The sequence below is a fragment of the Cryobacterium levicorallinum genome (assembly GCF_004402405.1).
GTDB classification, from domain to species: domain Bacteria; phylum Actinomycetota; class Actinomycetes; order Actinomycetales; family Microbacteriaceae; genus Cryobacterium; species Cryobacterium levicorallinum.
This window is the reverse complement of the sequence record NZ_SOFE01000023.1, coordinates 585,090-606,665: the sequence shown is the minus strand read 5'-3', so window position 1 is coordinate 606,665 and position 21,576 is coordinate 585,090. Positions and strand designations below refer to the sequence as shown.

The window sequence follows — 21,576 nt, the reverse complement described above, 5'->3', positions numbered from 1 at the left end:
ATCTGCCTCATCCGCTCACCCCGAGGAGTGTCCCCGTGCCCGAACGTCAGATCCGTCTCTTCGGGGATCCGGTGCTGAAGACCGTCTCCGACCCCATCGACGGAATCGACGACCGCGTTCGCGGCCTCGTGCGCGACCTGGTCGACAGCGTGCGCCTACCCGGCCGGGCGGGCGTCGCCGCCTCCCAGATCGGTGTCAACCTGCGCGCCTTCAGCTACAACGTCGACGGCGACATCGGCTACATCCTCAACCCCACCGTCGTCGAACTCTCCGGCGAACCCGACTTGGTGGACGAGGGCTGCCTGTCCGTTCCGGGTCTCTGGTACCCCACCAAGCGCTACCCCTTCGCCCGGGTGACCGGAATCGACCTCGACAATAACCCGGTCGAGCTCTCCGGCACCGGAATTATGGCCCAGGCGCTGCAGCACGAGACCGATCACCTCGATGGCTTTCTCTACATCGACCGTCTCGACAAGGAAAACCGGCGAGCCGCGATGAGGGAAATCCGCGAGTCCAGCTGGTTCTAGCCCCGCACCCCCGCGTACTGACCGGAGCGTGAACGCTCGGCGCTGACCCGGCATGGGCGAAGCCTCATGCCGCGTGACATGAGGGAACGGGGAAATGTTCGGCGGGGTTGCGAGTTCAAGGTTTGAGCGAGGAGCGGAGGGCTTTCCCGGGCCCGACCCGCCAGAAACCGCACTGAGCCCGACCCACGCGGACCGGGCCCAAGCTCGCCCTACTCCCGCAGCGAGATCCCTTCAGTCACCGGCGCGTTCGAATACATCGTGTCGATCTCCTGAGCGAAGTCGCGCAGAATGATGTTGCGTTTGATGCTCATCTTCGGCGTCAGGTGCCCGCTGTCCTCGGTGAGCTCGACCGAAAGCAGCGTGAACTTGCGAATCGATTCCGCCCGCGACACACCCTCATTGGCATGGTCGACCGCGCGCTGAATTTCGGCGAGCACGGTTTTATTGACGGATGCCTGTTCCAGCGTCATTCCGGCATCCTCTTGATGGTTGTTCAGCCAGACCGGCAGCATGTCGGGGTCGAGGGTGATGAGCGCTCCGATGAAGGGCTTCTGGTCACCGACGACGATCACCTGTCCGACCAACGGGTTCGCCCGGATCGGGTCTTCGAGGGCGGCCGGAGCGACGTTCTTGCCGCCGGCCGTGACGATGATCTCCTTCTTGCGCCCGGTTATGGTGAGAAAGCCGTCAGCGTCGAAGTCGCCGATGTCGCCCGTTTTGAGCCAGCCGTCGTCGAAGGTGTCTGCCGTGGCCTGCGGGTTCTTCCAGTATTCCTTGAAGACGTTGACGCCCTTGACTTCGATCTCACCGTCGTCCATGACGCGCACTGAAACGCCGGGCAGTGGCGGTCCGACCGTGCCGATTTTGGCCTGAGTGGCCAGGCCAACGTTGGCGGGGGCGGTCGTTTCGGTCAGGCCGTAACCCTCGAGAATGACGATGCCGAGGCTCTTGAAGAAGTGGCCGAGGTGGGCGCCGAGCGGGGCCGAGCCGGAGACCGCCCAGACGACCTTTCCGCCCATGGCAGCGCGCAGCTTGCTGTAGACCAGCTTGTCGAACAGGGCGAACTTGATCTTCATGCCGAGCGGAATCGACGTTCCCGCCTGTACGAGCTTGGAATGCTCGACCGCGACGTGGGCTGCGGAATCGAAGATCTTGCCTTTTCCACCGGCCACGGCCTTCTGCTGGGCCGAGTTGTAGACCTTTTCAAACACCCGCGGCACGGCGAGCAGAAAGGTCGGTTGAAAGCTGCCCAGCGCCGCCAGGAGGGTTTTGGTGTCGGCCTGGTGCCCCACGCGCACCCCGGCGTGCACGCACAGCACCGAAATGAAGCGCGCGAAGACGTGGGCGGTCGTGATGAAGAGGAGGGTTGAGGCGCCCTCCGGGTGCACCAACACCTCTTTGAGTGCGACCGCTGCATTGCGGCTGGTCTCGAGGAAGTTCGCGTGGGTGAGCACGCAGCCCTTGGGCTTGCCGGTCGAACCGGACGTGTAGATCAGGGTGGCCATGTCATCGCCGACAGCGAGGTTGCGGCGGCGTTCGATTTCGGCGTCGGTGATGTCAACGCCACCGGCTACGAGCTTGTCGAGGTCCCCGAGATCGATCTGCCACACGGAACCAATGGAGGCGAGTTCTGGATGAACTTCATCGAATCGGGCGAAATGATCGGCGGTCTCGACGATGACGGACGTGGCGCCCGAGTCGCTGAGGTTCCACTGCACCTGGCTGGGGGAGCTGGTCTCGTAGACCGGAACCAGAATCGCCCCGGCAAACCAGACCGCGAAGTCGATCAGGGTCCACTCGTAGCGCGTCTTGCAGATCAATCCAATCTTGTCACCTGGCTCAATGCCGGCGGCGACGAGGCCCTTGGCCAGCGCGACGACCTGGGCGTGGAATTCCTTCGTGGTGACGGGAAGCCACTGGCCGTTTCGCGGCAGAGAGAACAGAACGAGGTCTGGAGTCGCAGCGAGGCGGTCCATCAGGAGGTCGGTGATGTTGGCGCCAGGATCGGCGGGAACAACGGCGGGCATATCAAACTGTTTCACGGCAACTCCTTTGGTACCGGCTGAACGTGCCAACTGCCCAGCGCCTAAGAATTCTTAGGGTGAGCGGGTGTTTCGTCCAGCGGCAAACTGGTTTACTACACTCTAGAGGGTGTCCTGCACAGCCGTCCGGCTGACAGGCACCGCTTCCCGAATGCCCCAAACGAAAGGTGCCCCGTGCACGCCATAGGTATCGATATCGGGGGCACCAAGATCGCCGGAGCGCTCGTCGACGAAGCGGGCACGATCATCCGCTCTGAGCGCACGCCGACCACCCCCGGCAACCCGCGCGAAATTGAAGACGCCGTCGTGGCCATGATTCAGAGCCTGTCCGAGGGCGAGAACATCGTCGCTGCCGGTGTTGCAGCGGCCGGGTTCATCGATTCTGCCCAGTCGACCGTGTATTACGCGCCGAACATCAGTTGGCGTAACGAACCGTTCCGCGACAAGCTCGAGGCGCGCCTGGACCTGCCCATCATCATCGAGAACGACGCCAATGCCGCCGGCTGGGCCGAATTTCGCTTCGGCGCCGGACGCGCCTACACCGACATGGTCACCCTCACGATCGGCACAGGGGTGGGCGGTGCGATCGTGACCAACAACGCACTGTTTCGCGGTGGATTCGGCGCGGGCGCTGAACTCGGCCACCTGCGCGTCGTTCCCGACGGTTTGGCCTGCGGCTGTGGCGCTCACGGTTGCCTCGAGCAGTACGGCTCCGGCCGGGCACTGCTGCGCATCGCCAATGATTTTGCGGATGCCGGAGGCATCGGCCTCGGTTTGGCTGCTGCCCGCGAGCGGCGCGGCAAACTCACCGGAAAAGAGGTCGGACGGCTAATTCAGGACGGCGACGGTGGAGCCCTCGCGGCGCTGCGCCAGCTCGGCGGCGCGCTCGGGCAAGGCTGTGCGAGTCTGGGCGCTGTGCTCGACCCGCAGGTCTTCGTGTTCGGCGGGGGAGTCGCCGCCGCCGGCGAGCTGCTCCTCGAGCCGATCCGGGCGGCCTACCTCGAACACCTTCCGGCCCGCGGGTATCACCCGGAGGCCGAGTTCGCCATCGCCCAGCTCGTCAACGACGCCGGCGTCGTCGGTGCGGCAGACCTAGCCCGACTGCACGCCGTGCGCTGAGTGGGCGTCGAGCGGGCGCTCAGCAGGCCTGGCGCGCGGGTGTGGGAGACCGCGGCGGTGACCGGTCTGGTCTGGCCGCGCGCGGCATCCGCTTGGATAGCGCAGGCGGACTAAGCTTTCCCAGCAGGATGAAGGAGTGCGAATGTTCTATTGGATCATGAAGAACATCGTCATCGGCCCGCTGCTGCTCTCGCTGTTTCGCCCCTGGATCATCGGTCTGGACCACATTCCGAAGACCGGCCCGGTCATTCTGGCCAGCAACCACCTGTCGTTTATCGACTCGGTTTTTCTGCCGCTCGTCGTGCCGCGCCGCGTGGCTTTCCTGGCCAAAAGCGACTATTTCACCGGCAAGGGGCTCAAGGGCTGGGCAACGCGGCAGTTTTTGACCGCGGCCGGGCAGCTGCCGATTGACCGCTCCGGCGGCAAGGCCTCCGAAGATTCGCTCAATACCGGCTTGCGTGTCCTGCGGGATGGCCGAATTCTCGGCATCTACCCAGAGGGCACCCGCAGCCCGGACGCCCGCCTGTATCGGGGACGCACCGGTGTGGCACGCATGGTGCTCGAGTCGGGCGTCACGGTCATTCCGGTCGCCATGATCGACACCGAGAAGGCCATGCCCACCGGAACTCGTATTCCCCGGGTGCGCCGAATCGGAATCGTGATCGGCAAACCGCTCGATTTTTCCCGGTTCGAGGGCATGGAGGGCGACCGGTTCGTGCTGCGCAGCGTCACCGATGAGCTCATGTACGAGCTGCGGCAGCTGAGCACGCAGGAGTACGTGGACGTCTACGCATCCTCCGTCAAAGAGAAGCGGGCCAGTCTTTCGCGATAGGCTGCCAGAAGTGCTGTCTGCGCCGTGCGCGTTGCAGCACCTCATCCATTTCGTAGCCGGCGCGCGTTACCGGTCCAGCAGAGAAAACAGGAACTATCCCGTGGTAGACCCCACCGAGCCCATTGTTGCCGCAGAAGCCTCTGTCATCACGGGTCTCGACCACTGGCGCACCCTACCGATCAAGCAGCAGCCGACTTGGCCGGACGCCGACAAGGTGGCCGCGGCATCCGCCGAATTGGCGACCCAACCGCCGCTGGTCTTTGCCGGTGAGGTCGACATTTTGCGTGACCGGCTCGCGCAGGCCGCGGGCGGGCAGGGATTTTTGCTGCAGGGCGGCGACTGTGCCGAAACGTTCAGCGGCGCCACCGCCGACCAGATCCGGAATCGGGTGAAGACCGTGCTGCAGATGGCGGTTGTACTCACCTACGGCGCATCGATGCCCGTGATCAAGATGGGGCGGATGGCTGGCCAGTTCGCCAAGCCGCGCTCGAGCGACTTCGAAACCCGCGGTGACGTGACCCTGCCCGCCTACCGCGGTGACATCGTCAACGGCTACCCGTTCACCCCCGAATCGCGCGAAGCCGACCCCGACCGGCTCGTCAAGGCGTACCACACGGCAGCATCCACTCTCAATCTCATTCGCGCATTCACCCAGGGTGGCTTCGCCGATCTACGGCAGGTGCACAGCTGGAACCAGGGCTTCGCCAAGAACCCGGCCAACCAGCGCTACGAGGGCCTGGCCAAGGACATCGACCGCGCAATTAAATTCATGATCGCCTGTGGCGCCGACTTCGAAGCCATGCGGCGCACCGAGTTCTACACCAGCCACGAAGGCCTGTTGATGGACTACGAGCGCCCGATGACGCGCATCGACTCCCGCACCGGCACGCCATACAACACCTCGGCCCACTTCATCTGGATCGGGGAACGCACCCGCGATCTCGACGGCGCCCACGTCGACTTCCTCTCCCGGGTGCGCAACCCGATCGGGGTCAAGCTCGGCCCGACCACGTCGGCCGACGACATGCTGCGCCTGGTCGACAAGCTCGACCCGAACCGGGAGCCTGGCCGCCTCACCTTCATCACTCGCATGGGGGCCGGCAAGGTGCGCGATGCCCTACCGCCGCTGCTTGAGGCGATCAAGGCGAGCGAGGCGACGCCGCTCTGGGTGACCGACCCGATGCACGGCAACGGTGTCACCACCCCGACCGGCTACAAGACGCGTCGGTTCGACGATGTCGTCGACGAAGTCAAGGGCTTCTTCGAGGCCCACCGCGCCGTCGGAACCCACCCCGGTGGAATCCACGTCGAACTCACCGGCGACGACGTCACCGAGTGCCTCGGCGGCTCCGAGCACATCGATGAGGCCGCTCTGGCGACCCGCTACGAGTCGCTCTGCGACCCGCGCCTGAACCACATGCAGTCGCTCGAGCTTGCCTTCCTGGTGGCCGAGGAGCTAGCCGCTCGCTAGCCTCTTCTTATCGACCGGGCCCGGGCCCGGAAAGCGGGCCCATGATCAATCGTGGGCCCGCTTTCACAAGGTGGGCCCAGGATTAGCCGAACGGGTTCGTCGGCTTGAGCGATATCGTGCTGCCCTTGGGCAATGACGTGCCAGCCGTTGGATCTGTCGACGCTACCTGAATAAGCGACGAGTAGAGCGGTGCATCCGCACCGGGGTTGTAGGCAAGTTTGAAGCCGAGGGCGGTCAGGGCACCTTTGCCGTCACTCCAGGACATACCCACGACGTTGGGCACGATGACCGGCTCGGGGCCGCGTGAGATTACGAGGGTGAGCGTGGCGCCCTCGCGAATCGTTCCCTCGGGAACCTGCGCGGTGATGACGTCGCCCTCGGCCACGGTGTCGCTGTAGGTCTGCTCGCCCGAGACGACGAGCAAGTTCTTTCCGACCAGAATATCGGTGGCCTCGGCCACGGTCTTGCCGTCGACGTTTGGAATCGCCCCGAGCGACACGACGAGGTTCACGGTCAGGCCTTCGAAATACTCGCCACCGGCCGAGACATCGGCACCGTCGGTTTCCTTGCTCGCGGCCACGACGGTGCTCTCGGGCACGTCACCGTTGAAGACCGGGTCGATGCTGCCGACCACGGCGTTCAAATCGGTGATCAGAGCGGATGCCGCCTCCTGCGTAACTCCGGCCAGCGTGGGCAGCGTGATCGGTTGCAGGCCCTGGGAGACGATGACCGTGACCGGACTGTCCTGGGGCACCCGGCTGCCGGCATCCGGATCGGTGCCGATAACGGTCCCCTCGGCGACCGTGGCGCTGAAGGCACCACCGAGCTGGGGCTGGAGGCCGAGTTCAATTAATTCAGCCGAGGCTGTTTCGGGGGAGGCCGACGCGAAATCGGGGAGCATCACGTCGGAGCCCGGGCCAGAGCCAAAGTACCAGCCGGTGCCGCCGAGAGCCGCAGCGAGGAGAACGACGAGGGCGAACAGCCAGAATCCGCGGCGTTTGCGCTTGTCGGCCTTCTTGCCCAGCAGTTCGCCGCTGTCGGGCGGTCCCACCGGGCCGGTGCCGACCGGGTGAATGCCGAGCAGGGTCGCGGCGGGCGGTTTGGTGGGAGCGAGCTTGGGACCGAAAACCTGGGTTTCGGCATCCGCCAGGGCGTTGGCGCCGGTGCGCAGGCTCGCGGGCAGCACCATGGTCGATTGCAGGGCCAGCTCCTGGGTGCCGCCACGCACGAGTGCGCTGACATCGTGCAGTTGGTCGAGCATGACCCGGGCGTCGCGGGGACGATCTTCTGGATCGCGGGCGGTGGCCCAGAGCACGAGTTCATCGAGTTCGCGGGGAATTGAGTCGACCTTGGTGCTCGGCATCGGCACGGTGTCATTGGCGTGCTGATAGGCGATCTGCATCGGGGCTTCACCCACGTAGGGCTGCTCACCGGTCAGCATCTCGAATGTCATGATGCCGAGGGCGTAGATGTCGCTGCGGGCATCGGCGACGCCGCGGGTGACGAGTTCGGGGGAGAGGTAGGCGATGGTGCCGAGCAGGGCCTGACCGGTGGCCGTGTTGTTGTTGACGGCGCGAGCCAGGCCGAAGTCGCTGATCTTAATGCGACCGTCGTCGGCCAGCAAGACATTCTCGGGTTTGACGTCGCGGTGCACGATGCCGGCCTTGTGGGCGGCGGCGAGCCCGCTGAGCACGGCTTCGAGAATGTCGAGGGTTTGTTCGGGGGTGAGCCGGCCGTAATCCTTGAGCAGGTCGCGCAGGGTGATGCCGGGCAGGTATTCCATGACCAGGTAGGCCATATCGGCGTCCTGGCCCTGGTCGAAGACGTTCACGACGTTCGGGTGTGCGAGCCGGGCAGCCGAGCGGGCTTCCTGAATGAAGCGGATTTTGAAGGCGCTGTCGTCGGCCAGATGGCCGTGCATGATCTTGATCGCGACGCGACGTTCCAGCCGCAAATCGGTGGCCAGGTAGACCGTGGCCATGCCGCCGCGCGCGATTCGCGAGCGCACCTGATACCGGCCGTCGATAAGACGGCCAATCATCGGGTCGGTCGAGGGAACGCTCACTCCTTGATTCTAGGTAATAGGGTGGCGACCCCGGCGCGCGGCGCGCAGGGTTCGCCGGGGAAACACCCGGTCGGGGCGCTGAATTCGGTCAACCGATTTCGACGAGCCAGGCCTGCGCCGATGTTTCCCACTTCGCGTAGTAGTCGGGATAGGCTGAAATCTGCACTGCCTGGGCGGCCTGGGTGACGGTCATCGACTCCCAGCCGGGGATGTCGAGCAGACCGCGCGTGATGTCGGGGTTGGGGTTGGACGCGCCGCCGAAGAAGGCCAGGCTGGCCCGTACCGGGTCTATGACCTGTTCCGGGGTGCCCCAGCCGGCGCTCGGGCGCTGTTGGAACAGCCCGAGGGAATCCCGGTCGCCATAGTTGACATTGCGCAGCCCCGACTCCTGGGCGGCGGCGGCCAGCGCGATCACCAGACCGGCATTGTTCACGCCCGCGCCGCGCCCCGTCGCCACGATGGTTCGGGCGTTCTGGCGCATTTCGGCGGTCATCGGCGTGACGATGCCAGCGGTGGCGCGAGTGATGGAGGCCGCCGGGGCCACGGTCACGGGCAGGGTCAGAACCTGCCCGGGGTAGATGATGCTCGACCAGCCGAGTCCGTTGGCGTCGAGCACGGCCTGCACGCTCACCCCGGCCGCATCAGCGACCGCGGTGATGGTCTCGCCCGAGGCAATCGTGTGGGTGGCGGCGGCAACCGCAACCGCCGGCGCGACGTACACGACGGCCTCCACCGCGCCAGCAGCGGCCAGCAGCACGACCTGGCCGGGGTAGATCACGCTGCTGCCGTTGAGGCCGTTGGCTCCAAGCAGGTCGGCGGTCCTTAGCCCGTGTGTGGCTGCAATGCCGCTGATCGTGTCGCCGCTCTGCACGACATAATTCGTCGAGACCGGTGCAGCGGATGCGGCCGGCGCCGCCGCCTGAGTCAGGGTCAAGACCTGGCCTGGAAAGATCAGGGCCCGGGAATCGAGACCGTTCAGTGCCAGCACGGCCGCCGTCGACAGACCGAACCGGCCAGCGATACCACTGATGGTGTCGCCGTCTACGACGGAGTACTGCGCCGGTGCGATCTGCACGGTGGCAGCGACCGACGTGGGAACGGCGGCGAGAACCGGTGTGGACTGGGCGAGCTTGGCTTTCAGTGGCTTCTTGGCGAGCGCCTGGGCTTCGGCGGGGGCTGCGAGGTTGAGGCTGATGGCCAGGGTGCCGACCAGCACAATGGGCACAGTGAGCAGGGCCTGGCGGGACCGCAGGTCTGCGGCCTTCTTCACCCGACGCTTCGTTCCGCTGGCAACAGGAGTACTGGCACGATCAACAGCGCTCACCTCAGCAATGCTCAGTTCAATACCGGCGTGTGCAGCGCCAGTCTGCGGAACGGTGGCGCGCGGTGCGGCCGGCGCCGCGGCATCTGTCTTAGTTTGTGTTTTCACCCTAGTCGACATGGTGCTCCATTTCATTGTGTGCATCACGCTCGATGTGGACATCAAGTTCGCAGCAACGGCTGCTGTGCAGCAATCCCCACCCTGAGGTTTTCATAAATATGAGAAGGAGTCAATTGAAACGGAGCCGCGAATTGGCACTGATCACGATAAAAAGTTCCAGAAGGTTTTGTACCGGCCCCAAAATCATGGGAAGCTACCAACGTGAGTGATCTGTCTTCAGAGCCCGAGTGGCTTACTATTCCTGCCCTTGTCAACCTCCTCGGAATGAGCCAGAGCCGCGTGCGGCACCTGATCGACGACAAATACCTGCTGGCTATCCGTCGGGACAACGTCGTGTCGGTTCCCTCCCTGTTTCTACGTGACGGAGCTCCCGTTCCGGAACTGCGCGGCACGCTGTTCGTGCTGGCCGATGACGGCTTCACCGACATGCAGGCCATGACTTGGCTGCTCGAGGTCGACGACAGCCTCGGCGTTGCTCCGATCGAAGCCCTCCGCGCCGGACGCAAGGCCGAGGTGCGCCGCGTCGCCCAGGCGCTCGCCTAAGCGCCTTCGGTCCGGCCCGCCAGCGACCGGCGTGCGGCGCAAAATGACCTCACGATAAAACGGATGCGCCGATCACGACGGCTGCGCCGGTCAGTATGCCCGACGCGTCACGCGATCGGTCAGATCGAGCAGGGTCTGCCGGGCCGTGGCGGTGATCGGTGCGGTTTCCAGTGAGTTCAGCGCTTCTGCGACCTGGGCAGCGATCAAAGTTTCGACCCGCTCGACCGCGCCGCTGGCCGTGATGAGCTCCTGAAGGGCGCGAATCTGCGCCTGATCGAGCGTCGGGTCGCCGAGCTGGGCATCCAGTGCCTGTCGATCCCGGTCGTTTAGCCGCTCCCGAGCCAGCGCGATCAGCACGGTGCGCTTGCCCTCGGTCAGGTCGTCCCCGCTTGGTTTTCCGGTCACCGCGGCATCGCCGAACACCCCGAGCAGGTCATCGCGCAACTGATAAGCCATTCCGAGCGGCAGGCCGAAGGCCCGCAGTGAGCTGAGCTGGTCGGCCGACGCTCCGGCAAGCGCGGCCCCGATCACGAGCGGAGCCTGCACGCTGTACTTGGCTGACTTGTAGACGATGACCCGCAGGGCACGGTCGAGCAGCTGCGATTCGGGCTGAGCCAGCCAGGCGCGTTCCTCGAGAATGTCGAGGTATTGCCCGGCCGTGACCTCGGTGCGCATGTGATTGAACTCAAGCCGAGCGCGCCGGGCCGACGGTCGGTCGGCGACCGCATCGAGTCCTTCGTCGAGCAGCTCGTCACTCCATCCGAGGAGCAGGTCGCCGAGCAGAATTGCCGATGCCCGTCCGAACGTGACCGGACCGCCGGACCAGCCCGCATTCTTGTGCAAACTTTCGAACAGTTTGTGGGCGCTCGGCGCCCCGCGTCGGGTGTCCGAGTTGTCAATAATGTCGTCGTGCACGAGCGCGGCGGCATGAAAAATTTCCAGGGCGCTGGCCGCCGAGACGACCGCCTCGAGCGGTACCGGGGCAGTGGATGCCGCGCCTCGCCCGCCGGCTGCGGCCGCCGGTGTTTTCGCCCCCGACTGGCCCGCATCTGGGCCCGTATCGGCCGCACGGACGCTCTGCGCGCCCCAGTAACAAAACTGGGCTCGAAACCGCTTTCCACCGCTGAGAAACTGCCGTGAGAAGTCTGTTAGAGGCGTCAGATCGGAGCTGATCAGAGTCACAATTGTTTCACGGGACATGAGGAACTCGTCGATGCGCGATTGAACCAAGTCGATCAGGCGTTTGCTTTCAGGCACTCGTATAGCCTAGCCACCATGGCGGGGTTAGAATTGAGTAGTTCGACCTTACCCGGTTCGAATTTTGCAGTTCAAATTTTTCAACCCACCCGCTCGATCCCGTAACTGGAAGGGAATGAGATGCCGCTTTCGGAACAGGAGCAGCGACTCCTTGAAGAGATGGAGCGCAGCCTCTATCACAACGATGCCGACTTCGTCGCCAGCGTTGGTGCTTCGCGACTCCGCCCGAACTATCGTTCCATCGCCATCGGTGTACTCCTCGCCGTCGCGGGCATTGTCGCGCTCATTCTGGGCGTAGCCATTGCACAGCTCTGGCTCGGCATTCTCGGCTTCATTGTGATGTTCGGTGGCGTTCTCGTCGCCGTCTCGCCCGGCAAAGCCATCCGTGGTGTTCCCGGACCGTCCGCACCCGGTCGTCGACCGGCGCAGGCCAAGTCCAACCAGGGGCTGATGGATCGCCTGAACGACCGCTGGGACCGCCGTCAAGACGGTCAGTAGCGCGAATGGACCGTAACGCGAACGGCCAATAGTCACCTGAGCTGATTCCTCCACCGGGTTTCCAGAACTCAAGAATTTGCAGCCCCAAAGGGCCGATCATCCGATCGGCCCTTTTTTTGTGCCCAAAAACCAGCAATAGACATCCATTTTCAATGAGTGTGCTCCCTTTTCCTCCACAGCAAGTTGCCAATGAATTCGGGGCAGTTTGCTGATTAAGTTCGGAAACAGGTCAAAATTCTTCGACAAGTGGTTGAAGGTGGAGTAAAGTGGAGGCAGACCTGAATCTGGCCGGAAGAAAGGGGTACGCGTGTTCCTTGGCACGTACGCCCCCCGGCTCGACGAAAAAGGTCGAATCATTCTTCCCGCGAAATTTCGGGAGGAACTCTCCACCGGCGTGGTGATGACGCGCGGGCAGGAACACTGCATCTACGTGTTCAGCACCCGCGAATTCGAAACGCTCCACGACAAGATTCGCCAGGCCCCGGTCACGAGCAAGCAAGCTCGCGACTACCTCCGGGTGTTCCTGTCCGGAGCGAGTTCCGAAACGCCGGACAAACAAAACCGCGTCACCATCCCCGGCAATCTCCGCAGCTATGCGGGGCTCGACCGGGAACTGACCGTCATCGGCGCTGGCAGCCGAGTCGAGATTTGGGACAGCGAAGCGTGGGCCACATACCTCGCCGAGCAGGAAACCTCGTACGCCAACACGACGGAGGAGGTGATTCCGGGACTCTTCTAGCCCCTGGCGCCTGACTCCTCGCCGTTTTTGCCCTGACACACTTCCCCGGTGCCAGGACGAAATGGAGGGGAATCAGGCCTCACGGACTTTCCCGGCATTATGGCCAGCAACGACATTCCCAGCAACAAAATCCACACCCCGGTACTGCTCGAACGCTGCGTCGAGCTGCTTGCCCCCGCGCTCGAACAACCCGGAGCCGTGCTCGTCGACGCGACGCTGGGAATGGGCGGTCACGCCGAAGCGATCCTGTCCCGTTTTCCGGGGCTCACGCTCGTCGGCCTCGACCGCGACACCGAGGCCCTCGCCATCGCCGAGGAACGACTCAAGGGATTCGGCGACCGGGTCCACCTCGTGCACACCGTCTATGACGGCATCGGCGAAGCCCTCGACGGGCTCGGCATCACCGAGGTCGCCGGCGTCTTGTTCGACCTCGGCGTCTCCAGCCTGCAGATCGACCGGGTCGAACGCGGCTTTTCCTACTCGAAGGATGCCCCGCTCGATATGCGCATGGACGGCACCGCCGGCCTGACAGCCGCGAGCATCCTCGCCGATTACAGCGAACGCGACCTCAAGCGCATCTTTCAGGACTACGGCGAAGAGAAACTGTCCGCCCGCTACGCCAAGGCCATCGTCGAAGCTCGCGAAACGACTCCCTTCGTGCGGTCGGCACAGCTCGTCGACGTGATCACGAAGGCGACCCCGGTCGTCGTTCAGCGGCAGGGCCACCCGGCCAAACGAGTTTTCCAGGCGCTCCGCATCGAGGTCAACCAGGAGCTCGCCGTGCTCGAGCGGGCCATTCCCGCAGCGCTCGAGCGCGTGCAGGTCGGTGGGCGCATCGTCGTTATGGCGTACCAGTCGCTCGAAGACCGCATCGTCAAACGGGCCCTCGCCGCGGCATCCGGTTCAACCGCCCCCGCCGGCCTGCCGGTGGAACTCCCCGAACACAAACCGCTCTTCACCCTGCTGCTGCGCGGAGCCGAACTGGCATCCGACGAGGAGAAGGCCATCAACCCCCGCGCGACGCCGGTTCGGCTGCGCGCTGCTGAACGACTGAGAAGGGCCGCCGCATGAGCGACAACCTTGCACGCGTATCGTTTGCGGTCGAACGTGAAAAGTTCGAGACGCCGGAGCGTCGCCCCTTTCGCATCGTCTCGTCGAACCCGAGACGCCGGGCGCGCCCGCGCATCTTCTATGCCCTCACCGCGGTGGCCGGCATGGCTGCGATCATCGTCGCCCAGCTGCTCCTGAGCGTGGGCATCTCCCAGGGAGCCTACGAGATCTCCAGCCTTCAGTCGAGCCAATCCGAACTCGGCCGCACGGCCGCGGGCGTCAGCGAAGACCTCGTGCGGGTATCCTCGCCGCAAAGCCTCGCCGCCAACGCCGAGGGACTCGGCATGGTCACCAACTCCAACCCCGTCTACCTGCGCCTGTCCGACGGCGCTGTTTTGGGCGCTCCGGCCTCGGCGTCGGGTTCGCAGGCCGGGGCGGCCAGCCTCGTTCCGAATGCCCTGCTGACCGGCAGCGCCCTGCTGTCGCAGCTGCCCGACGACGCCGCGGCGACAACGGGCGCTGTCGCGATCACGAGTGCTCCGGTAGTTCCTGCAGGACTCGCGGCGCCCACTACCCGATAGTTTCTCCGTGTCGACCATGATGGGCAGATGAGCGTGCGCAACAGCAGTGCCCGAACCAACCCGACCAACACCCGGTCCAGTCGTCGACGCACCTTTTTCACCATCGTCGTGCTGTTCGCCGTCATCGGTGTGTTCGTGGTGCGGCTCGTCGATATTCAGGTGGTGCAGGCCGATTCGCTCACCAAGGACTCCGTGGGAAACCGTTCGGTCGGCCAGGTGATCTATGGCTCGCGCGGCGAGATCGTCGACGGGAACGGTGTGGTGCTTGCCGGAACGGTCATGCGCTACAACATCACCATGTCGCCGGTCAACGCCACCCCCTTCAAACGCACGGTCGACGGAAAAAAGGTCGAGGTCTCGGTGGCCGAGGCGGCCGCCGAAATCGGTGCCGCCACCGGGCAGACCGGTGACGCCATTCTGCTGACCATTTCCACCGCCCTCGAGGCCAACGCCAAGGCGAATTTCGCCTACATCGCCCAGAAGGTCGACGTCGACGTGCTACGCGCAGTGCAGGAGCTGCACATTCCGTGGACGTACTCCGAGAACAGCCCGAGCCGGGTCTACCCGAACGGAGCCGTCGCCGGCAATCTGCTCGGCTTTCTGTCGGGGGAGGGAGTGCCGCAAGCCGGCCTCGAATCCGGGCAGGACGCCTGCCTGGCCTCCACCAACGGTTCGGAAACCTATGAAAAGGGAGCCGACGGCGTGCGCATCCCGGGTAGCAGCGTCACGAGCACCGAGGCCGTTGACGGCGGCGACGTCGTCACCACCATCGACTCTGACCTGCAATGGTTCGTGCAGCAGACCCTTGCCGCTCGGGCGCAAGAGACCGGAGCCGCCTGGGCGAACGCGGTCGTGCAGGACGCCAAGACCGGCAAACTTCTCGCCGTCGCCGACTACCCCTCGGTCGACCCGAACAATGTGGGCGGTACCGAAAACCCCGATGATCGCGGATCCCGGGCCTTTACCCAGTCTTTCGAACCGGGGTCGACCTTCAAAGCGCTCACCGCGGCATCCGTTCTCGATGCCGGCGTTGCCGCACTCGATACCGGCGTCGTCTCGCCCTACCGCTACCTGCCCTCCAACGGCGCCAATATCAATGACAGCCACTCGCACCCCGACCAGAACATGACCCTCACCGGGGTGCTGATCGACTCGAGCAACACCGGCATGTCCAAGTTCGGCGAGATGCTCACCAATCAGCAGCGCTACGACTATATGAAGGCCTTCGGAGTGGGCACCGCCACGGAGACCGGATTCCCGCGCGAAGACGGCGGCATTCTGCACCCCGCCGACGAATGGGACAACCAAACCAGCTACGCGACCATGTTCGGGCAGGGCCTGACCACGAGCGCCCTTCAGATCGCCAGCATCTACCAGACCATCGCCAACGACGGCGTGCGCATGCCGGTGCAGCTGGTGGAGGGCTGCCGGCAGGCCGACGGCACGCTGACCAATGTGCCCGATGCCGCCGGCACCCGGGTGCTCTCCGAAAGCGCGGCGAACGACACGAGCGACGTGCTCGAGATGGTATATCAGAAGAGCTGGGTGAACAGTAAGTGGAACATTCCGGGCTATCGCGTCGCCGCTAAGACCGGCACCGCCCAGATGCCCGACGGGCACGGTGGGTACTCTAACGGGTACCTCGTTTCGGTTTCCGGGTTCGCCCCGGCCGACGATCCACAGTACGTAGTCTCGGTCAGCATCGCCGATCCTGTTAAACTGAACACATCTGCCGCACCGGCTCCGGTCTTCCAGGAGATCATGAGCCAGGTTTTGAAAAAGTACCGGGCGGTTCCCTCCGGGGCGAGTGCGCCCGATCTTCCGTCCACCTGGTAAGAAAGCGAGCCCTGCGTGTCTGAATTGGCGCCGTCGGCTCTCCGTCCCGAGCATCCCGTTCCGCGGTCGTTGTCGGGATTGGTTGCCGAATTTGATCTAGAACTACGTGGAGACATCGACGGTCTTGAAGTCACCGGGGTGAGTCTGAGCTCCCGCACGGTGCAGCCCGGTGACCTCTACGTCGGCGTACCCGGAGCGCACCTGCACGGAGCCACCTTCGCCGCCGCCGCAGCAGAGGCCGGTGCCGTGGCTATCCTGACCGACCAGGCCGGGGCGCTGCTGGCCGCGGGCAGCGGGCTCCCCGTGCTCGTCACCCCGGACGCCCGCGCAGCGCTCGGCGCCGTGTCCGGGTGGATCTACCGCACCGCCGACAACCCGGCGACCCTGTTCGCGGTGACCGGCACGAACGGCAAGACCAGCGTGGTCTACCTGCTCTTCGGCATCCTAAACCAGCTCGGCATCGTCTCCGGGCTGACCTCCACCGCCGAGCGCCGCATCGGTGACCTCGCCGTGACCAGTGCGCTGACCACCCCGGAGGCGAGCGAACTGCACGCCCTGCTCGCCCGCATGAACGAGGCCGAGGTGCGCGCGGTCGGCATCGAGGTGTCGGCCCAGGCGCTCAGCCGCTACCGGGTCGACGGGCTGGTCTTCGACGTCGCCGCGTTCACCAACCTCAGCCACGACCACCTCGATGACTACGCGGCGATGGACGACTACTTTCAGGCCAAGCTCGAGCTGTTCCAGCCCGACCGCTCGCACCGCGGCGTCGTCACCGTTGACACCGACTGGGGCCGGCGCATCGCCGACGAATGCCGCATCCCGGTCACGACGATCGCTAATCATACGGACATTGACGCCGACTGGCGCATGACCGTGGTCGGTGAAACCGCCAGCCACACCGATTTCGTGCTCGACGGGCCGGACGGCCGGCGCCTGCGCACCCGGGTTCCCCTGCTCGGCTGGTACATGGCTGCGAACGCCGCCCTCGCCATCGTCATGCTGGTCGAATCCGGCTTTGACCTCGAGGCGATTCAGCACACCCTCGACCGCGACGGCGGCATCGTCGCTTACATTCCCGGCCGGGCCGAGCGCATCTCCGGCGACCGGGGCCCGCTCGTCTACATCGACTACGGGCACAGTCCGGACGCCTTCCTCAATACCCTCGCGGCCCTGCGCAAATTCACCCCCGGCAAGCTGATCATGCTGTTCGGCGCTGACGGTGACCGTGACACCACGAAACGCGCCGATATGGGCGCGATCGCTGCCCGGGGCAGCGATATCGTGGTCGTGACCGACTTTCACCCGCGCTACGAAGACGCCGCGAGCATCCGTGCTGTCTTGCTTGACGCAGCGCGCGCGGCCGTTCCCGACGGCGAGTTCTACGAGGTGGCCAACCCTCGTGCGGCATTCCGCACGGCGTTGTCACTGGCACACGAAGGAGACACCATTCTTTATGCCGGCCCAGGCCATGAGGACTACCACGAGGTACAAGGCAAGAAACTGCCCTACTCCGCCCGAGAGGATGCCCGCGAAGCGCTGCGTTCGGCAGGGTGGCTGTAAATGATTGCCCTCTCCCTGACCGAGATCACCGAGGCCGTCAACGGTGCGCTGCACTTGGCCGGTCCGGCCGAAGCCGCTGACCAGATCAACGGCTCGGTCCAGACCGACTCCCGCCTGATCGAGCCAGGCTCCATCTTCGTTGCCAAGCCCGGCGCGGTGACCGACGGCCACCTGTTCGCGCCGGTCGCCGCCGAGCGCGGTGCCGCCCTATTGATCGTCGCGCGAACGCTCGACCTGCCGGTCACCCAGATCGTCGTCGCTGATGCCGTGGCCGCGCTCGGCGCCCTCGCCGCGGCCGTGGTCGCCCGGGTACGCGCGGCCGGAACGCTCAAGGTTGTCGCCGTCACCGGCTCGAACGGCAAGACCACCACCAAGAACCTGCTGCGCAGCATGCTCGAACGGGTCGGCCCGACCGTCGCCCCGCGTGGATCCTTCAATAACCAGGTCGGCGCGCCGATGACCATGCTCGAGGTCACGGCCGAGACTCGTTTTCTCGTGATCGAGATGGGCGCCAGCAGCGAAGGTGCGATCGCGCACCTGGTGCGCCTGGCCCGGCCCGACGTGGGGATCGTGCTTTCCGTCGGCCTCGCCCACGCCGGCGAGTTCGGCGATCTTGATGCCACCGTTCGCGCCAAATCCGAGATGGTCACCGACCTGCTGGAAACGGATGTCGCGGTGCTGAATGCAGACGATCCGCGCGTCGCGCAGATGGCCGCGCTCACCCCGGCCCGCATCGTGCGCTTCGGCGAGTACGGTCAGGTCGACGTGCGCGCGAGCGCCCTGCACGGAAGCCGCACCGGCACAACGTTCACCCTGCACCTCGCCGGCGGGCAGAGCGCTCCGGTCGTGTTCCGGGTGCTCGGCGAACACCACGTTATGAACGCCCTCGCCGCTGCCGCCGCCGCTGAAGTACTCGGGGTCTCGCTGCCCGACATCGTCGCCGCGCTCGAGGCCACGACCCGGGCTGAACGCTGGCGCATGGAGGTTCTCGGCGGCAAGGACGATGTCACCGTCATCAACGACGCCTACAACGCAAGCCCCGACTCGATGAGCGCCGCGCTCAAGACTCTCGCCCAGATCGGTACCCCCGGAAAGCGCACCATCGCCGTGCTCGGCGAAATGGCCGAACTGGGCGAACTGGCCGGTGAGGAGCACGATCGTATCGGCCTGCTCGCCGTGCGCCTCAATATCTCGCAGGTGATCGTGGTCGGGCGAGGTGCCCGCCGCATGCATATCAGCACCATCAACGAGGGGTCCTGGGACGGTGAGTCTGCCTATGTCGACACGCCGGATGAGGCCTTCGAACTGGTGCGCAGCTCAGTGAATCCGGGCGATACCGTGCTCGTCAAGTCATCCAACTCCGCGGGTCTGCGGTTCCTCGGCGATCGACTGGGAGACTTGTTCTCGTGAGAGTCCTGCTACTTTCCGGCGCGTTTTCACTCGCCTTCACCCTGTTTCTGACGCCGCTGTTCATTCGGCTGTTCAAGAAGTTCGGCTGGGGCCAGTTCATTCGCGACGATGGGCCGAAGAGCCACCACGCCAAGCGCGGCACCGCCACCATGGGCGGAATCATCATCATCCTGGGTGTGTTGATCAGCTATTTCACCGCCATGCTGATCGAGCAACGACCGTTCACCCCCTCGCCGCTGCTCGTGCTGTTCATGATGGTCGGCCTCGGACTGGTCGGGTTTCTCGACGACTTTCTGAAGACCCGCAACCAGCGCAGTCTCGGCCTCGGCGGCTGGTCCAAGGTGCTCGGGCAGGTCATCGTCGCCGGTGCCTTCGGCGTGCTGTCGCTGCAATTCGTCGACCGCAACGGTCAGACCCCCGCCTCGACGAGCGTTTCCTTCATTCGGGACCTGCCGCTTGACTTTATGAAACTGGGCACGTTCATCGGCATCGCCGTGTTCCTGCTCTGGATCTGCCTGATCGTGGCCGCGACCTCGAACGGAGTGAACGTCACCGACGGTCTCGATGGCCTCGCCACCGGAGCATCCATTTTCGCCATTGGATCCTTCGTCGTGATCGGGTTCTGGCAGTCCAACCAGAGCTGCTTCGGAGGAGCGGATGCCGCCGACCAGTACAAGTGCTACCTCGGCCCCGACTCCTTCGACCTCGCCATCGTCGCCGCAACCATCGTCGGCGGCCTGATCGGGTTTCTCTGGTGGAACACCTCACCGGCCAAGATCTTTCTCGGCGACACCGGCTCGCTCGCCCTCGGCGGGGCGCTGGCCGCCCTCGCCATTCTCAGCCGTACCGAACTGCTCCTCGTGCTCATCGGTGGCCTGTTCGTGATGGAAGCCGGCTCGGTCATCGTGCAACGCGCGTACTTCAAGATCACCCACGGTAAACGCATCTTCCTGATGAGTCCGGTCCATCATCACTTTGAGCTCAAGGGCTGGGCCGAAGTCACGGTTGTCGTGCGGTTCTGGATCATCGGCGGCCTGCTCGTCGCCGCCGGTGTCGGCTCGTTCTACCTCGAATGGCTGTCGCAATAGTGAACTCTAAAACCCCCGCTGCCGGCGACCGCCTGAACGGGCTGGTCAGCTGGCACGCCGACTGGCGAGGCCTGCGCGTCGCCGTGTTCGGTCTCGGCGTGACCGGCTTTGCCGCCGCCGATACCCTCGCGGAACTGGGCGCAGACGTGCTCGTGCTCGCCTCGCCAGGCGCCGACGAACGCTTCGACCTGCTCGGGGTGCTCGGGGTGCCGTTCGTGCAGGCTGACCTGCGTCAGGTGCCGGCTGAGCTGGCGGCGCAGCTACCGGAATTGATCATCGTCTCGCCGGGATTTCACCCAGATCATCCCCTGCTGCTCTGGGCGGTGGAGCACAACGTGCCGGTCTGGGGCGACATCGAGTTGGCCTGGCGGCTTCGCGACAAGGTCGGCACTCCGGCCGAGTGGTTGCTCGTCACCGGCACCAACGGCAAGACCACCACGGTGCAGCTGACCGCCACGATGCTTGCCGCGCACGGCAGCCGGGTCGCCCCCTGCGGCAATATTGGCGTGCCCGTACTTGACGCCATTCGTGACCCGCAGGGCTGGGACGTGCTCGTCGTCGAGCTGTCGAGCTACCAACTGCACCACCTGCCCGCAAACGGCCCGGGCGCCCTACGTCCCTGGGCCAGCCTCTGCCTCAACATCGCCGATGATCACCTTGACTGGCACGGCTCCGCTGCGGCCTACCGCGCGGCCAAGGCGAAGGTGTACCTGAACACGGCGGTGGCCTGCGTCTACAACACAGCGGATGTCGCGACCCTCGCGATGGTGCAGGACGCCGACGTGCAGGACGGCGCCCGCGCGATCGGTTTCGGTCTCGGCGTGCCAGGACCGAGCGAATTAGGGATCGTCGACGGCATCGTCTGCGACCGGGCCTTTCTCGAGGACCGCTTCGAACGGGCCCTGGAACTGACCACCGTGCCGCACCTCGTCGCGGCCGGGCTCGGCGCCCCGCACGTGATCATGGACGTGCTCGCCGCGAGCTCCCTGGCCCGGTCGTTCGGGGTCGAGCCGGCGACCATCCACCGCGCGCTCGAAAACTTCCACCTCGACGCACACCGCATCGAAACGGTCGCGATCGCCGACGATGTGGAGTGGATCGACGATTCCAAAGCCACCAACCCGCACGCCGCCGATGCCTCGCTGGCGGCCTATGAGTCAGTCGTGTGGGTGGTCGGCGGGCTGCTCAAGGGCGTCGACATCGCCGAGCTCGTGCAGAAGCACATCGGCCGACTCCGCGGCGCCGTCATCATCGGCGTCGACCGGGTGGCAGTCCGCGAAGCATTCGCGCGACACGCCCCCGACCTGACCGTGTTTGAGATTGACGCGAACGACACTGTATCCAACGGAGGCGAACCGGTGATGACGGCTGCGGTGCGGCTGGCAGCCTCGATCGCGCAGGCCGGCGACACCGTTCTGCTCGCACCGGCCGCCGCATCGATGGATCAGTTCGAGAGCTATGCCGAACGCGGCCGGCTTTTCAATCAGGCAGTACACGACTTCTTGGGCAGGTGACGC

The 21,576-nt window shown here is 65.1% G+C and carries 18 protein-coding genes; 14 read left to right on the top strand and 4 right to left on the bottom strand.

Translation table 11 applies throughout. The features are described 5' to 3' along the window. The first annotated feature begins 35 nt into the window (after positions 1–35). Entirely contained in the window at positions 36–527 is a 492-nt protein-coding gene (locus E3O11_RS14830; RefSeq protein ID WP_092450571.1) for a peptide deformylase, read from the top strand. Between the two features lie 209 nt (positions 528–736). Here the strand turns inward: E3O11_RS14830 and E3O11_RS14825 are convergent, their stop codons facing one another. Beyond that, on the bottom strand, positions 737–2,569 hold the full coding sequence (locus E3O11_RS14825) for an AMP-dependent synthetase/ligase (RefSeq protein ID WP_092450569.1): 1,833 nt from the start codon (positions 2,567–2,569) through the stop codon (positions 737–739). A 174-nt stretch (positions 2,570–2,743) separates the two neighbouring features. Here E3O11_RS14825 and E3O11_RS14820 point away from each other — a divergent pair, with 174 nt between their 5' ends. The 3 genes from E3O11_RS14820 (at position 2,744) to E3O11_RS14810 (ending at position 5,991) form a co-directional block, all read left to right on the top strand. Beyond that, on the top strand, positions 2,744–3,688 hold the full coding sequence (locus tag E3O11_RS14820) for an ROK family glucokinase (RefSeq protein WP_092450567.1): 945 nt from the start codon (positions 2,744–2,746) through the stop codon (positions 3,686–3,688). A 142-nt stretch (positions 3,689–3,830) separates the two neighbouring features. Then, positions 3,831–4,520 carry a lysophospholipid acyltransferase family protein gene (locus E3O11_RS14815; protein ID WP_092450565.1) on the top strand — a complete coding sequence of 230 codons (690 nt, stop codon included), beginning with the start codon at positions 3,831–3,833 and terminating at the stop codon, positions 4,518–4,520. A gap of 100 nt (positions 4,521–4,620) precedes the next feature. Beyond that, positions 4,621–5,991 carry a class II 3-deoxy-7-phosphoheptulonate synthase gene (locus E3O11_RS14810; protein WP_092450563.1) on the top strand — a complete coding sequence of 457 codons (1,371 nt, stop codon included), beginning with the start codon at positions 4,621–4,623 and terminating at the stop codon, positions 5,989–5,991. Between the two features lie 82 nt (positions 5,992–6,073). On the opposite strand, the gene pknB is transcribed toward E3O11_RS14810, so the two are convergent. Continuing rightward, the gene (gene pknB / locus E3O11_RS14805; RefSeq protein ID WP_422386452.1) at positions 6,074–8,032 is read right to left on the bottom strand and encodes a Stk1 family PASTA domain-containing Ser/Thr kinase; all 1,959 of its coding nucleotides are present in this window, start codon (positions 8,030–8,032) and stop codon (positions 6,074–6,076) included. Between the two features lie 112 nt (positions 8,033–8,144). Next, on the bottom strand, positions 8,145–9,281 hold the full coding sequence (locus E3O11_RS14800; protein WP_444979571.1) for a LysM peptidoglycan-binding domain-containing protein: 1,137 nt from the start codon (positions 9,279–9,281) through the stop codon (positions 8,145–8,147). Positions 9,282–9,698: 417 nt separating this feature from the next. Here E3O11_RS14800 and E3O11_RS14795 point away from each other — a divergent pair, with 417 nt between their 5' ends. Beyond that, positions 9,699–10,040: an Rv2175c family DNA-binding protein gene (locus E3O11_RS14795; RefSeq protein ID WP_092450557.1), complete on the top strand. Its 342-nt coding sequence runs from the start codon at positions 9,699–9,701 to the stop codon at positions 10,038–10,040. 90 nt (positions 10,041–10,130) lie between these two features. Here E3O11_RS14795 and E3O11_RS14790 read toward each other — a convergent pair whose 3' ends face one another. Further along, entirely contained in the window at positions 10,131–11,297 is a 1,167-nt protein-coding gene (locus E3O11_RS14790; RefSeq protein WP_092450555.1) for a polyprenyl synthetase family protein, read from the bottom strand. Positions 11,298–11,417: 120 nt separating this feature from the next. On the opposite strand from E3O11_RS14790, the gene E3O11_RS14785 reads away from it, so the two are divergent. From E3O11_RS14785 to murD, 9 genes are all read left to right on the top strand, one after another. Beyond that, entirely contained in the window at positions 11,418–11,795 is a 378-nt protein-coding gene (locus E3O11_RS14785) for a DUF3040 domain-containing protein (RefSeq protein ID WP_092450553.1), read from the top strand. A gap of 307 nt (positions 11,796–12,102) precedes the next feature. Then, positions 12,103–12,534: a division/cell wall cluster transcriptional repressor MraZ gene (gene mraZ / locus E3O11_RS14780; RefSeq protein ID WP_092339873.1), complete on the top strand. Its 432-nt coding sequence runs from the start codon at positions 12,103–12,105 to the stop codon at positions 12,532–12,534. Between the two features lie 99 nt (positions 12,535–12,633). Further along, a complete protein-coding gene (rsmH, locus tag E3O11_RS14775) occupies positions 12,634–13,605 on the top strand; it encodes a 16S rRNA (cytosine(1402)-N(4))-methyltransferase RsmH (protein ID WP_092450552.1) in 972 nt (323 codons plus the stop codon). After that, complete coding sequence (gene ftsL, locus E3O11_RS14770; protein WP_092450550.1) at positions 13,602–14,165, top strand: cell division protein FtsL; 564 nt, start codon at positions 13,602–13,604, stop codon at positions 14,163–14,165. Before rsmH ends, ftsL begins: the two co-directional genes overlap by 4 nt. A gap of 27 nt (positions 14,166–14,192) precedes the next feature. Continuing rightward, on the top strand, positions 14,193–16,001 hold the full coding sequence (locus tag E3O11_RS14765) for a peptidoglycan D,D-transpeptidase FtsI family protein (RefSeq protein WP_092450548.1): 1,809 nt from the start codon (positions 14,193–14,195) through the stop codon (positions 15,999–16,001). A gap of 15 nt (positions 16,002–16,016) precedes the next feature. Beyond that, a complete protein-coding gene (locus tag E3O11_RS14760; RefSeq protein ID WP_092450547.1) occupies positions 16,017–17,561 on the top strand; it encodes a Mur ligase family protein in 1,545 nt (514 codons plus the stop codon). Further along, a complete protein-coding gene (locus E3O11_RS14755) occupies positions 17,562–18,971 on the top strand; it encodes a UDP-N-acetylmuramoyl-tripeptide--D-alanyl-D-alanine ligase (protein WP_092450545.1) in 1,410 nt (469 codons plus the stop codon). Beyond that, positions 18,968–20,059, top strand: coding sequence for a phospho-N-acetylmuramoyl-pentapeptide-transferase (gene mraY, locus E3O11_RS14750; protein ID WP_092450543.1), 1,092 nt, complete (start codon positions 18,968–18,970; stop codon positions 20,057–20,059). The genes E3O11_RS14755 and mraY overlap by 4 nt, the downstream gene beginning before the upstream one ends. Continuing rightward, positions 20,059–21,573 carry a UDP-N-acetylmuramoyl-L-alanine--D-glutamate ligase gene (gene murD / locus E3O11_RS14745; protein WP_241994740.1) on the top strand — a complete coding sequence of 505 codons (1,515 nt, stop codon included), beginning with the start codon at positions 20,059–20,061 and terminating at the stop codon, positions 21,571–21,573. The genes mraY and murD overlap by 1 nt, the downstream gene beginning before the upstream one ends. The last annotated feature ends 3 nt before the right edge of the window (positions 21,574–21,576 follow it).